This is a genomic window from Pseudarthrobacter sp. ATCC 49987, from assembly GCF_009928425.1.
Taxonomy (GTDB): Bacteria; Actinomycetota; Actinomycetes; order Actinomycetales; family Micrococcaceae; genus Arthrobacter.
Window position 1 is genome coordinate 467,517 of sequence record NZ_JAABNS010000001.1, and the last position, 13,340, is coordinate 480,856.

Consider the following 13,340-nt stretch of genomic DNA (forward strand, 5'->3'; position numbering starts at 1 on the left):
GAGCCGCGCCACTTCAAGGCTCGCCGACGTTTCGTGACGATTTGTTGCCCTAGGTGACCCCGCGTTTCTGACCCTTTGTGACGGCACTACGGCCACCCCTACAGTCGATCCATGACTGATACAGCTCTAGCCGGAGCGTCTGCGGACCAGGCTGCCCCAGGCCGTACCAAGCGCCCCACCAACCGCCCCGCCGCGAAGCCGCACGGGCAGTGGAAAGTGGACGGCACCGCGCCGCTGAACGCCAACGAAACCTGGAAGCAGGAAGACAACGGCCTTAACGTCCGCGAGCGTATCGAGTCCGTCTACTCCAAGCACGGCTTCGACTCAATCGACGGCACGGATTTGCACGGCCGCTTCCGCTGGTGGGGCCTCTACACCCAGCGCAAGCCCGGGATCGACGGCGGCAAGACCGCCACGCTCGAGCCGCACGAGCTCGAGGACAAGTACTTCATGCTGCGCGTCAGGATCGACGGCGGCGCCCTCACCACCGAGCAGCTCCGGGTCATCGGCCAGATCTCCGTCGACTTCGCCCGTGACTCCGCCGACCTCACCGACCGCCAGAACATCCAGCTGCACTGGATCCGGGTCGAGGACGTGCCGGAAATCTGGCGCCGCCTCGAGTCGGTGGACCTGTCCACCACGGAGGCCTGCGGCGACGTCCCCCGCGTCATCCTCGGCTCGCCCGTCGCCGGCATCGCCAAGGACGAGATTATCGACCCGACCCCGCTGATCCACGAGCTCGCCGAACGCTTCATCGGTGACCCGGAACTGGCCAACCTGCCGCGAAAATTCAAGACCGCCATCACCGGCCACCCCAGCCAGGACGTGGTGCACGAGATCAACGACGTCGCCCTGGTGGGCCTGGTCCACCCCGAACTCGGCATCGGATACGACCTCTGGGTGGGCGGCGCGCTCTCCACCAACCCCATGCTCGGCAAGCGCCTGGGCGCCTTCGTCCGGCCGGACCAGGCCGCCGACGTCTGGCTCGGCGTCACCAGCATCTTCCGCGACTACGGCTACCGCCGCATGCGCACCAAGGCCCGGCTGAAGTTCCTGCTGGCCGACTGGGGCACCGTGAAGTTCCGCCAGGTCCTCGAGGATGAATACCTCGGCTACAAGCTCGACGACGGCCCGGCCGCGCCCAAGCCCTCCACCCCGGGCGACCATATCGGCGTGCACGAGCAGAAGGACGGCAAGTTCTTCATCGGCGCCACCCCGCTGGCCGGCCGCCTCTCCGGCAGCCAGCTCGTGAAGCTCGCGGACACCCTGGAAGCCCGCGGCTCGCAGCGGCTGCGCACCACCCCGCACCAGAAGCTCGTGGTCCTCGACGTGCCCAAGGACCAGGTGGAACCGCTGGTCGCCGAACTCGACGCCCTGGGCCTCTCCGCCCGGCCGTCCGTGTTCCGCCGCGGCACCATCGCCTGCACCGGCATCGAATACTGCAAGCTCGCCATCGTCGAAACCAAGCTCACGGCCGCCACCGCCGTCGCCGAGCTGGAACGCCGCCTCGCCGACCTCGTCGAAACCGAGCAGCTCCCGCAGGCCCTGTCGCTGCACATCAACGGCTGCCCCAACTCCTGCGCCCGGATCCAGACCGCGGACATCGGCCTCAAGGGCATGATGCTTCCCACGCCCGACGGCGACCCCACCCCGGGTTTCCAGGTCCACCTCGGCGGCGGGCTGGCTTCCGACAGCCGCGAGGAAGCAGGCCTGGGACGCACCGTCCGCGGCCTCAAGGTCACGGCCGACGACCTGCCCGACTACGTCGAACGCGTGGTCCGGAAGTTCGTGGCCGACCACACCGAGGGCCAGACCTTCGCCGAATGGGCCTTCGCCGCCGACGAAGGTGATCTGCAGTGAGCACCGTCCGCCGCACCCACGACGAGCTCAAGGTGATCGCCGAGTCCGGCGCCGCCGAGCTCGGCTGGGACGCCCCGGCCCGCGACGTCATCGCCTGGGTGGCCCGGAACTTCGAGCTGCCCGCCGTGGCCGTCGCCTGCTCCATGGCCGACGCCGTCCTCCCCGCTCTCGTCGCGGACCAGCTTCCCGGCGTCGACGTCCTCTTCCTGGAGACCGGATACCACTTCCCGGAAACCTACGCGACGCGCGACGAGGTGGCAGCCAGCCTGCACGTGAACGTCGTGGACGTGCTCCCGGAGAACACCGTGGAGCTGCAGGACCGGCTCCTCGGCAAGGACCTCTTCGCCCGCGACCCCGCCCAGTGTTGCGCGCTGCGCAAGGTGGCCCCGCTGCGCCGCACCCTCGCCGGCTACGAACTCTGGTTCACCGGCGTCCGGCGCGACGAGGCCCCCACCCGCACCAACACCCCGCTGGTCACCTGGGACGAAACCAACGGCCTGGTCAAGGTCAACCCGGTCGCGGCCTGGAGCTTCGACCAGCTGGTCCAGTACTCCGACGACAACCTCCTCCCCGTCAACCCGCTGCTTTCACAGGGCTACCCGTCCATTGGCTGCCAGCCCTGCACCCGCAAGGTAGCGCCCGGCGATGACCCCCGCGCCGGCCGCTGGGCAGGAACCGACAAGACAGAATGCGGACTACACGTATGAGTACCCAAATCACCAACGAGGACCTGGAGCTGTCTGTGCTGGACAACGACGCTGCTGAGACGCCGATTGCCGCCCAGGGAGTGGCATCGGGCCTGTCGGAGCCGCACGCTGGGCTGATCGAAGATCAGCCGCGCGGCGCAGGGGCGGGGGCGGCAATCGGCGTCGCAGCCCCGGCCCGCCTCTCCAGCCTGGACACCCTCGAGTCCGAGGCGATTCACATCATCCGCGAGGTGGTTGCCGAGTTTGAGAAGCCGGCGCTGCTGTTTTCCGGCGGCAAGGACTCCGTGGTCATGCTGCACCTGGCGACCAAGGCGTTCTGGCCCGGCAAGGTGCCCTTCCCGGTCCTGCATGTGGACACCGGGCACAACTTTCCCGAGGTCATCGAGTTCCGCGACCGGACCGTGGAGCGGCTGGGACTCAAGCTCGTCGTCGGCTCCGTGCAGGAGTTTATCGATTCCGGCGAGCTGGCCGAGCGTGCCGACGGCACGCGCAATCCGTTGCAGACCGTCCCGCTGCTGGACGCGATCCAGCGCAACAAGTTCGACGCCGTCTTCGGCGGCGGCCGCCGGGACGAGGACAAGGCCCGGGCGAAGGAGCGCATCCTGAGCCTGCGCGACGAGTTCGGCCAGTGGGATCCGCGCAACCAGCGGCCCGAGCTGTGGAACCTGTACAACGGCCGCCACACGGTGGGCCAGCACGTCCGCGCGTTCCCGATCAGCAACTGGACCGAGCTGGACGTCTGGCGCTACATCGAGCGCGAAAACATCGACCTCCCGGGCCTTTACTACGCCCACGACCGCGAGGTCTTCGCCCGCGAAGGCATGTGGCGCGCGGTCGGCGAGGTCTCCCGGCCCCGCGACAACGAAGAGGTCATCACCAAGACTGTCCGCTACCGGACCGTCGGCGACATGTCCTGCACCGGTGCCGTCGAATCGGCTGCCGCCACCGTGCGCGACGTCGTCATCGAAGTTGCCGCCTCCACCATCACCGAACGTGGCGCCACCCGGGCGGATGACCGCATCTCCGAGGCCGCCATGGAAGACCGCAAGAAGGATGGCTATTTCTAATGAGCACCGACATCGACACCGCCCGCGAGGCCGCCCTGCTTGACGAGGCCCCGCTCGCGCACCGGGCTCTGTCTTCGACCCTCTTCCGCTTCGCGACTGCCGGATCGGTCGACGACGGCAAGTCCACGCTGGTGGGCAGGCTCCTGCACGACTCCAAGGCGATCCTCGCCGACCAGCTCGACTCCGTCGCCCGCACCTCGGCGGACCGCGGGTTCGGCGGTTCGGCTGGCGGGATTGACTTGGCCCTGCTGACCGACGGCCTGCGCGCCGAGCGGGAACAGGGCATCACCATCGACGTCGCCTACCGCTACTTCGCCACGGACCGCCGCAGCTTCATCCTCGCGGACTGCCCCGGCCACGTGCAGTACACCAAGAACACGGTGACCGGCGCGTCCACTGCGGATGCCGTCGTCGTGCTCATTGACGCCCGCAAGGGTGTCCTCGAACAGACCCGCCGGCATCTCTCTGTGCTGCAGCTGCTGCGGGTGGCGCACGTGATTGTCGCCGTGAACAAGATCGACCTGGTGGACTTCAGCGAGGCCGTGTTCCGCGGGATCGAGGCCGACGTGCAGAAGGTCGGCCGGGAGCTCGGGCTAGGCCGTGACGATTCAAATACAGGCGGCATCGCTGATCTTTTCGTCATCCCCGTGTCCGCGCTCGACGGCGACAACGTGGTGGACCGCTCGGAGCGCACGCCCTGGTATGACGGGCCGGCCCTGCTCGAGGTCCTCGAGACACTGCCGGCCGCGGACGAACTCGAAAGCCACCTGGAAAGCTTCCGGTTCCCCGTGCAGCTGGTCATCCGGCCGCAGGGCGCGCTGGCTCCCGACGCCGTCGCCAGCGGACTCGACGTCGAAGGTTACCGCGACTACCGGGCCTACGCCGGGCAGATCACCGAGGGCTCGGTTAAAGTGGGGGACAAGGTCAGCGTCCTCACCCCGGGCCAGGCCCCGCGCACCACCACAGTGAGCGGCATCGACTTCGCCGGACTGGAACTGACCGAGGCCGGGGCCCCGCAATCCGTGGCGCTGCGCCTCGCGGATGAGTTCGACGTCGCCCGCGGGGATACGATCGCGGCGGCGGGCACTATCAGGGAGGCCTCGGCGGACCTGTACGCCGCACTATGCTGGCTCTCGCCCAAGCCGCTCCGCGAGGGCGCCAAGGTGCTGGTCAAGCACGGCACCCGCACGGTCCAGGCCCTGGTCCGGAACGTGACGGGCAAGCTGGACCTGGCCAACTTCCAGCTGGAGCCCACCTCCACCCTGGAGCTCAACGACATTGGACATGCCCAGCTGCGGCTCGCCGCGCCGCTGCCGCTCGAGAACTACCTGCACCACCGCCGCACCGGGGCGTTCCTCGTGATCGACCCGCTGGACGGAAACACCCTCGCCGCGGGCCTCGTCAACGACCACCCGGGAGACCACGAGGACGAGCGCTACTCGATCTGAGCCGCTCCTGAGCCGGGGCGGCCCCAGCTAGAACAGCCCTACCCCGCGTCCCCAGCTATTCCAGCCTGGTGATGCGGGGTGGAGCCGTTTCTGGGCCCATCTCGGGAGCGGGACCTCTACCCGGGGCACTTACGTCGGCCGCCGGTCGCCGCAGACGGGTCCTGCTCCACGCTGCGCAAATGATCCCGCGCTGCGCCAACTATCCTGCGCTGCGCCATGGGTTCCGCGCCCCGCAAAAACGCTGTCGACGCCGGAATACGGGCGCGCCCGCGTCATTGCGCGTCGCGAGGAAATCTGCGCCGCGAAGTCGGCGTTCCGGGCCCTTGCCACCCGGGCACAGGACGTCGATCATCGTCTTGGGAGGCGCCGTGGAAGTCATCAACAGCCGGCTCATCAGCTGGGCTTCGATCCTGGATGACGCGACCCGCGCGCAGGCCCTGGCCACGGCACAGCTGCCCATCATCTATCCGCATCTGGCGCTGATGCCGGACGCCCACCTGGGCCTGGGCGCCACCGTGGGCTCCGTCATCCCCACCCTTGGCGCGGTCATCCCTGCGGCCGTGGGCGTTGACATCGGCTGCGGCATGATCGCCGTCCGCACGCAGTATGCCCTCAAGGACCTGCCCGCGGACCGGAAACGGCTACGCGAGGGCATTGAGCACGCCATTCCGCTGTCCGCCGGCCACTTCAACCACGGGATCAGCGCCACCGCCGCACCCCGCATTGCCCAACTGCGGCGAATGGCAGCCCACGCGCGCTTCGACCCTGCCCAGTACGCCGCGAACTGGACACTCCAGCTGGGATCGCTGGGCTCGGGCAACCACTTCATCGAGGTGTGCGTGGATGAGGGGGACGCCGTCTGGCTTTTCCTGCATTCCGGCTCCCGCGGCGTCGGCAATAAACTCGCGCAGCGGCACATCGGCGAGGCCCGGAGCATGGTCGCACGCCGGAACATCGCCCTGCCTCACCCGGACCTCGCCTACCTCGAGGAAGGCACCGCCGAATTCGACCGTTACATCAGGGAGCTCCGCTGGGCCCAGCACTTCGCCCTGCTGAACCGCGAGGAGATGATGGACCGGGTGGTCCGGCAGTTCGAATTTTGGATCGGCGGCTCCGTCCGCGAGGCCGAACGGATCAACTGCCACCACAACTTCACCGCGAAGGAATGGCACTACGGCAAGTCCGTCTGGGTCTCGCGCAAAGGAGCCATCAGGGCCGAAGCGGGCGACCCCGGGCTGATTCCCGGCTCCATGGGCACCGCGTCCTACGTCGTCGTCGGGCTGGGAAACCGCGCGTCGCTGAACTCATCGCCGCACGGCGCCGGCAGGGAGTACTCGCGGAACGCCGCGAAGAAGACCTTTACCCTGGCCGAGCTGAAGGCCGCCATGCGGGGCATCGAATTCCGTCCCAGCGAGGCCTTCATTGACGAGATCCCGGCGGCCTACAAGCCCATTGACCAGGTAATGCGCGACTCCGCGGACCTCGTCAAGATACGGCACAAGCTCCGGCAGCTCGTCAACGTTAAAGGCGACTAGTCCGCTGAAGAGCCGGATGGCGGCTCCGCATGTGACGCTGCATGAACTCACGTGACCCCGGGTTTCCGGGCCGTTGAACAGGGTTCCTGCCAGTCCCTATGGTGAACCAATGACAACCATGGATCGGCTCTCCCACGGCCCCCGCGGCGAGTTCCGGGGGCGATGTCGCCGGCGCTGACCACCCGCCCGGCCCCGCACCCCCCCACGAACAGGACCTCCCGCATGTCATCCCCGTCGAACAACACCACCCCCGGCCAGACCCCCGGAACCACCCGGATCGTCGCCGGCGAAACCACCAAACCCAGGCGCAAGCGCACCCTGGAGATCAGCCTGGCTGTCGGCCTCGTGCTGCTGATCGGTGCCGGTGCCGCCGTCGCGTCCACGGTGTCCCGCAACACGGAAGCCGCGCCCGCAGCGGCGGCTTCCGACACCCCCGCCGCCGAACTCAAGCTCGGCTACTTCGGCAACATCACGCATGCCCCGGCCCTCGTCGGGGTCAGCCAGGGCCTGATCGCCAAGAGCCTCGGCGAGACCAAGCTCAGCACCCAGGTCTTCAACGCCGGGCCTGCCGCGATCGAGGCCCTCAACGCCGGCGCCATCGATGCCACCTACATCGGTCCCAACCCCGCCATCAACTCCTACGTCAAGAGCAAGGGCGAATCGATCAGCATCCTCGCCGGTGCAGCGTCCGGCGGGGCGCAGCTGGTGGTCAAACCCGAGATCGCCTCGGCCGCGGACCTCAAAGGCAAGAAGCTCGCGACGCCGCAGCTCGGCGGCACGCAGGACGTGGCACTGCGCGCCTGGCTGGGCAAGCAGGGCTACAAGACCAACACAGACGGCAGCGGCGACGTCGCCATCAACCCCACCGAGAACGCCCAGACCCTGAAGCTGTTCCAGGACGGCAAGCTCGACGGCGCGTGGCTGCCGGAGCCCTGGGCCTCCCGCCTGGTCCTCCAGGCCGGCGCGAAAGTCCTCGTCGATGAAAAGGACCTTTGGGACAAAGGCGAATTCATCACCACCGTCCTGATCGTCAACAAGAAATTCGCCGCCGAGCACCCCGCCACGGTCAAGGCGCTGCTGAAGGGCCACGTCGAATCCGTGGACTGGCTCAACGCCGCGCCCGCCGCGGACAGGTCCACGGTCCTCAACGCCGCCCTCAAGGAATCCGCCGGCGCCGCCCTGCCGGCCGACGTGATCGACCGTTCGCTCAAGAACATCGTCTTCACCGTCGACCCGCTCGCCGGAACGTACAAGAAGCTGCTCCAGGACGGGGTCGACGCCGGCACCACCACCCAGGCCGACATCAACGGCATCTTCGACCTCACTGCCCTGAACAGCGTCCTGAGCGGCAGCCCCGCCGGGAAGAAGATCTCCGCGCAGGGACTGGGCAAGGACTAGCCAGTTCCCGCCGCCAGCGCCGCCACCATTAGTTAGGACGTGACCATGCCAGTCGTACTGGAAAACCTGGGCAAGCGCTTCGGCGACGGCGCCCCGGTGCTGGACGACGTCAACGCCAGCATCGGGCAGGGCGAGTTCGTCGCCCTGCTCGGTGCGTCCGGCTGCGGCAAGTCCACCCTGCTGAACATTATGGCGGGACTGGAGGCCCCGACGTCGGGCGCCCTGGAGGTCCCCAGCGACGGCGCCGCGTTTATGTTCCAGGACGCGGCCCTGTTCCCCTGGTTGACTGCGCGGGAAAACATTGAGCTGGCCCTGAAGCTGCGCGGAGTCGGGAAGGCCGAGCGCCGGGTGAAAGCCGACGAGCTCCTGGACCTCGTGCACCTGGGCGGCGCGGGGGACAAGCGCCCGCACGAGCTCTCCGGCGGGATGCGCCAGCGTGTAGCACTGGCCCGGTCGCTCGCTCAGGACCGGCAGCTGCTCCTGATGGACGAGCCGTTCGCCGCCCTCGACGCGATCACCCGCGACCTGCTGCACGATGAGCTGGAGCGGATCTGGAAGGAAACCGGCCGCACCATCGTATTTGTCACGCACAACGTCCGCGAGGCGGTCCGGCTGGGCCAGCGCGTGCTGCTGCTCTCCTCCCGGCCCGGCCGCGTGGTGCGGGAGTGGCACGTCAGCGAAGAACACCGCACCGACGCCGGACTGGCCGGCCAGCTCACCGGCGAAATCACTGCCCGGCTACGCGAGGAGATCCGCCGCCATGCCAAGTAAACAAACGTCGCTGGTAGAGCCCGGCGAGACGCGCCACATCACCGCGGCCCTGACCCGGTCCTCCACGGGCTCGGCCGACCTCCGCGAACTCGAGGCCGGCCTGGACTCGCTCCAGTCCGACGCTGCGCGCAAGGCCCGGATCGACTGGAGCCGGATCCTGCTGCCGGTGGCCGCCATCGCGGTCCTCATCCTTGCCTGGCAGCTTTACGTGTCGATGGGCTTCAAACGGCAGGACCTCGTGCCCGGCCCCCTGGACGTGGTGGCCCAGTTTGGCCACCTCTGGGCAGAGGGGAAACTGCAGGAAGCGGTTTGGACCTCGCTGCAGCGCGGACTCGTGGGATTCCTGATCAGCGTGGCCATCGCCACCCCGATCGGACTCGTGCTGGCCCAGGTGGCCCCGCTCCGCCGCGCCTTCGGCCCGCTGATCTCCGGGCTGCAGGTGCTGCCGTCCGTGGCGTGGGTGCCCGCCGCCATCATCTGGTTCGGCCTCACCGACGCCACCGTGTACTTCGTGGTGTTCATGGGCGCCATCCCCTCGATCATCAACGGCCTGATCTCCGGCGTGGACCAGATCCCGCCGCAGTACCGCAGCGTCGGGAAGGTCCTGGGCGCCTCCCGGGTCCAGCTGGCGCTGCAGATCATCCTCCCGGCGGCGTTGCCCGGCTACCTGGGCGGACTCAAGCAGGGCTGGGCCTTCTCCTGGCGTTCCCTCATGGCCGCGGAAATCATCGCCGTCGGCGGCTCCATCGGCTTTGGCTTGGGATCTATGCTGAACCAGGGCCGCGACCTGTCCGACATGACCATCGTGATGTCCGCGATCCTGTTGATCCTCGCCGTCGGCATCCTGATCGAACTGCTCGTTTTCGCCCCGATCGAAAAGCGGTTGCTCCGCCGTCGTGGCCTCCTCGCCGGCAGCACCCGCTAACCCCCGGCACCCCACCGTCTAACCAGGGCCCGACGGCGACTACCGCCGTCGGGCCCTGCTGTGTCTGCGGTGTCCTCCTCGCGACTCCTTGTCCGGACCCCGGGACAGGCCTAAACTCGCGGCTATAGGCCGGGTTCCGGCCGATCCAGCCCAATTCTGAGGAGACAGCCGTGGCGCCACAATACGGAGTGCTGGCACTGGTCGAAGCCAAGCCGGGGAAGGAACAGGATGTCTGGGACTTCCTCAGCGGGGGCCGCGACATCGTTCTGACGGAGCCCGGCACCCGGACTTGGTATGCCTTCCGGGTCAACGGGAACACCTTCGGCATCTTCGACACGTTCGACACCGAGGAGGACCGGCAAGCCCATCTCAACGGCGCGATCCCCGCGGCCCTCGGCCAGCACGGGCCCGAGCTGCTGGCCAAGGACCCCGACATCAAACTGATCGAGCTCATCGCGGTGAAATAGGTCCATGGCTGCCCGCCCGCCTGCCGAACGGGGGCACATTGACACGGACACGCCGTGATGTGAGCCCGAAGTGGCTGTTCCGGCCGTCAAAGTGCCCCCGGACGGCGACAGGGTGACCCGGACCGCGACCCGGACCGCAGCCTGACCGCGCCAACTGTGTGACGTGGCGTTACCCCGCGTGAACTGGTGTTTCCCTACCGTTGTTCCGCCATATGACGCCGCCCTATCGTCGATGCATGGCAATTCAGGACATTTACCCCACGGCGCTGCGCCTCCTCGGCCGCCCCGTGCTGGTCGTCGGCGGCGGTCCGGTCGCCGCGCGCCGCGCCAAGGGACTGCTCGACGCCGGTGCCCGCGTCACCGTCGTCGCGACCCTTGCCTGCCCCGCCCTGCATGACCTGGCCGACGCCGGCCTCCTCACTTGGGAACCACGCGAGTACCGCAGCCCCGACGTCGACGGCGCCTGGTTCGTCCAGACCGCGACCGGCGACGCCGCCGTGGACGCCCGGGTATCGGCCGACGCCGAGGCGCAGCGCATCTGGTGCGTGAACGCCTCCGACCACGAAGCCTCCGCCGCCTGGACGCCCGCCGTCGCCGTCGTGGATGACGTCAAGATCGCCGTCAACGCCGGGGGAGACCCACGCCGTGCCATGGCCCTGCGCGACGCCGTTGCCACCGCCCTGGAAACCGGGGACCTGCCGCTGCGCCGGCGCCGTGCCGCCACGGGTGCCGGCGCCGTTGCCCTCGTGGGCGGCGGACCCGGCGACTCCGGACTCATCACCGTCCGCGGCAGGCGGCTCCTGGGACAGGCCGACGTCGTCGTCGCGGACCGGCTAGGCCCCCGCGAACTCCTGGCCGAACTGGCCCCCGACGTCCGTGTCATCGAGGTCGGCAAAACCCCCGGCCACCACCCGGTCCCGCAGGCCAAGATCAACCGCATCCTCGTCGACGAAGCCCTGCAGGGCCACCGCGTGGTCCGGCTCAAGGGCGGTGACCCCTACGTCCTGGGCCGCGGCGGCGAGGAAGCCGAGTTCTGCCGGCAGCACGGCGTCGAGGTCGAGGTGGTCTCCGGCGTCACATCCGCCATCTCGGTCCCGGCCGCCGCCGGCATCCCGGTCACGCACCGCGGGCTGGCCAAGGGCTTCAGTGTGGTGACCGGCCACGAGGAGCTGTCCGAAGTCCCGGCGCGCGCGGACCACACCGTGATCCTGCTCATGGGCGTGGGCCAGCTGCGCGATTCCGCGGCCTCACTGGCCCGCGCCGGTTTGCCTCCGGAGACACCTGTTGGCATCGTAGAGAATGGTTACTTGCCGAACCAGCGGGTGACCATCGGAACGCTCGGGACTATCGCGGACCAGGCGGAGGCCGCAGGCGTCGCGAACCCAGCCGTGATCGTGATCGGTGACGTGGTCCGCGTCAGCCCGTTCGCGCCGTCGCACTTCAAGACCGCGGACTTCAGCACCACCACCCCGAACGCACCCCGCACACCCCGCACACCCCGCCCCACCAAGACCCGCGTACTGACCCCCTAAAACCCGTCGATTGCTCCATAAGTGCCGTTATCAAGCCTCAAAAGGGCCGTTATGGAGCAACGGATGCAGAAGAACAAAGGAACCACAGCCGTGTCAACGAACACCCCTGCAGGAACTGCTGCCCGCCCGCTGCGCATCGCCGTCGTCGGCTCCGGACCCGCCGGTGTGTACGCCGCGGACATCCTGACCAAGAGCGAAGCCGTGAAAAGCGGCGAACTCACGGTCAGCATCGACCTCTTCGACCGCTACCCGGCGCCCTACGGACTGATCCGCTACGGTGTCGCTCCGGACCACCCGCGCATCAAGGGCATCGTCAACGCCCTGCACAAGGTCCTGGACCGCGGCGACATCCGCTTCTTCGGCAACGTCGACTACGGCACGGACCTCACCCTCGAGGACCTCCGCACCCACTACGACGCCGTCATCTTCGCCACCGGGGCCATCAAGGACGCGGACCTGAACATCCCCGGCATCGAGCTCGAGGGCTCCTACGGCGGCGCCGACTTCGTTTCCTGGTACGACGGCCACCCGGACGTGTCCCGCGAGTGGCCCCTGGAGGCCAAGGAAGTCGCCGTGATCGGCAACGGCAACGTGGCCCTGGACGTGGCCCGGATGCTCTCCAAGCACGCCGATGACCTGCTGGTCTCCGAAATCCCGGATAACGTGTACCGCGGCCTGAAGGATTCCCCGGTCACGGACGTGCACGTCTTCGGCCGCCGCGGCCCGGCGCAGGTCAAGTTCACCCCGCTGGAGCTGCGCGAGCTCTCCCACTCCAAGGACGTGGACATCATCCTCTACGCCGAGGACTTCGAGTTCGACGACGAATCTGACCGGCAGATCCAGAGCAACAACCAGACCAAGACCATGGTCGGAACGCTCACCAACTGGATCGCGGAGCAGCCCGAGGACCTCTCCGAGCTCACGGCCTCCCGCCGCCTGCACCTGCACTTCCTGCACAGCCCGGTCGAGATCTATGGAACAACAGGCGAAGCCGGTGCGCCCGGCCGCGTCGCCGGCATCAAGTTCGAGCGCACCGAGCTGGACGGCACGGGCAATGCCCGCGGCACCGGCGAGTTCGTCGACTACCCGGTCCAGGCCGTGTACCGCGCCATCGGCTACTTCGGCTCGTCGCTGCCCGAGGTCGAGTTCGACCACAGCAGGGGTGTTGTGCCCAACGACGGCGGCCGCGTCCTGGATGCCTCAGGCACCCACGTGCCGGGCATCTACGCCACGGGCTGGATCAAGCGCGGGCCCGTCGGGCTTATCGGCCACACCAAGGGCGACGCCCTCGAAACCGTCACCTACCTGCTGGAGGATCGCGACAACCTGCCGCTCGCGGCGGCACCGGCTCCGGGCGCGGTCGTCGAACTGCTGGAAAACCGGGGCGTGCAGTACACCAGCTGGGAAGGCTGGCTGGCCCTGGACGCACACGAGCGGTCCCTCGGCGAAAAGGCGAGTGCCGGTGCGGACGGGATCCAGCGCGAGCGCATCAAGGTGGTCCCGCGCGAGGCCATGGTCCAGATCTCCCGCGACGGGGTGGCTGCGGAGGTCTGATCCCCCGAACCAACACACAACGCGGGGTCACTCCGCGCCCGTCCCGGAGGGGATCATGGGCCGGACGTGACCCCGC

General features: G+C 68.5%; 11 protein-coding genes. All 11 read left to right on the forward strand.

Annotation, left to right across the window (positions count from 1 at the left end; all coding sequences use genetic code 11):
* Nucleotides 1-111 precede the first annotated feature (111 nt).
* The 11 genes from GXK59_RS02195 (at nt 112) to GXK59_RS02245 (ending at nt 13,264) form a co-directional block, all read left to right on the forward strand.
* The gene (locus GXK59_RS02195) at nt 112-1,860 is read left to right on the forward strand and encodes a nitrite/sulfite reductase (protein ID WP_160664029.1); all 1,749 of its coding nucleotides are present in this window, start codon (nt 112-114) and stop codon (nt 1,858-1,860) included.
* Nucleotides 1,857-2,567, forward strand: coding sequence for a phosphoadenylyl-sulfate reductase (locus tag GXK59_RS02200; protein WP_160664031.1), 711 nt, complete (start codon nt 1,857-1,859; stop codon nt 2,565-2,567). Before GXK59_RS02195 ends, GXK59_RS02200 begins: the two co-directional genes overlap by 4 nt.
* Nucleotides 2,564-3,634, forward strand: coding sequence for a sulfate adenylyltransferase subunit CysD (gene cysD / locus GXK59_RS02205; protein ID WP_237393755.1), 1,071 nt, complete (start codon nt 2,564-2,566; stop codon nt 3,632-3,634). Before GXK59_RS02200 ends, cysD begins: the two co-directional genes overlap by 4 nt.
* Complete coding sequence (locus GXK59_RS02210) at nt 3,634-5,082, forward strand: sulfate adenylyltransferase subunit 1 (RefSeq protein ID WP_237393756.1); 1,449 nt, start codon at nt 3,634-3,636, stop codon at nt 5,080-5,082. Before cysD ends, GXK59_RS02210 begins: the two co-directional genes overlap by 1 nt.
* A 368-nt stretch (nt 5,083-5,450) precedes the next feature.
* On the forward strand, nt 5,451-6,617 hold the full coding sequence (locus GXK59_RS02215; RefSeq protein ID WP_160664033.1) for an RtcB family protein: 1,167 nt from the start codon (nt 5,451-5,453) through the stop codon (nt 6,615-6,617).
* A gap of 222 nt (nt 6,618-6,839) precedes the next feature.
* Nucleotides 6,840-8,015: an ABC transporter substrate-binding protein gene (locus GXK59_RS02220; RefSeq protein ID WP_160664034.1), complete on the forward strand. Its 1,176-nt coding sequence runs from the start codon at nt 6,840-6,842 to the stop codon at nt 8,013-8,015.
* A gap of 45 nt (nt 8,016-8,060) precedes the next feature.
* The gene (locus GXK59_RS02225; RefSeq protein WP_160664035.1) at nt 8,061-8,786 is read left to right on the forward strand and encodes an ABC transporter ATP-binding protein; all 726 of its coding nucleotides are present in this window, start codon (nt 8,061-8,063) and stop codon (nt 8,784-8,786) included.
* Nucleotides 8,776-9,711: an ABC transporter permease gene (locus tag GXK59_RS02230; protein ID WP_160664037.1), complete on the forward strand. Its 936-nt coding sequence runs from the start codon at nt 8,776-8,778 to the stop codon at nt 9,709-9,711. Before GXK59_RS02225 ends, GXK59_RS02230 begins: the two co-directional genes overlap by 11 nt.
* Nucleotides 9,712-9,881: 170 nt before the next feature.
* Nucleotides 9,882-10,178: a putative quinol monooxygenase gene (locus tag GXK59_RS02235; protein WP_160664039.1), complete on the forward strand. Its 297-nt coding sequence runs from the start codon at nt 9,882-9,884 to the stop codon at nt 10,176-10,178.
* Nucleotides 10,179-10,414: 236 nt separating this feature from the next.
* Complete coding sequence (gene cobA / locus GXK59_RS02240) at nt 10,415-11,710, forward strand: uroporphyrinogen-III C-methyltransferase (protein ID WP_160664041.1); 1,296 nt, start codon at nt 10,415-10,417, stop codon at nt 11,708-11,710.
* 63 nt (nt 11,711-11,773) lie between these two features.
* Entirely contained in the window at nt 11,774-13,264 is a 1,491-nt protein-coding gene (locus GXK59_RS02245) for an FAD-dependent oxidoreductase (RefSeq protein ID WP_443094254.1), read from the forward strand.
* The last annotated feature ends 76 nt before the right edge of the window (nt 13,265-13,340 follow it).

Coding starts and splice junctions, on each gene's coding strand:
- cysD (WP_237393755.1), top strand. CDS start 2,564: ATGAGTACCCAAATCACCAACGAGGACCTGGAGCTGTCTGTGCTGGAC.
- GXK59_RS02225 (WP_160664035.1), top strand. CDS start 8,061: ATGCCAGTCGTACTGGAAAACCTGGGCAAGCGCTTCGGCGACGGCGCC.
- GXK59_RS02210 (WP_237393756.1), top strand. CDS start 3,634: ATGAGCACCGACATCGACACCGCCCGCGAGGCCGCCCTGCTTGACGAG.
- GXK59_RS02195 (WP_160664029.1), top strand. CDS start 112: ATGACTGATACAGCTCTAGCCGGAGCGTCTGCGGACCAGGCTGCCCCA.
- cobA (WP_160664041.1), top strand. CDS start 10,415: ATGGCAATTCAGGACATTTACCCCACGGCGCTGCGCCTCCTCGGCCGC.
- GXK59_RS02220 (WP_160664034.1), top strand. CDS start 6,840: ATGTCATCCCCGTCGAACAACACCACCCCCGGCCAGACCCCCGGAACC.
- GXK59_RS02245 (WP_443094254.1), top strand. CDS start 11,774: ATGCAGAAGAACAAAGGAACCACAGCCGTGTCAACGAACACCCCTGCA.
- GXK59_RS02230 (WP_160664037.1), top strand. CDS start 8,776: ATGCCAAGTAAACAAACGTCGCTGGTAGAGCCCGGCGAGACGCGCCAC.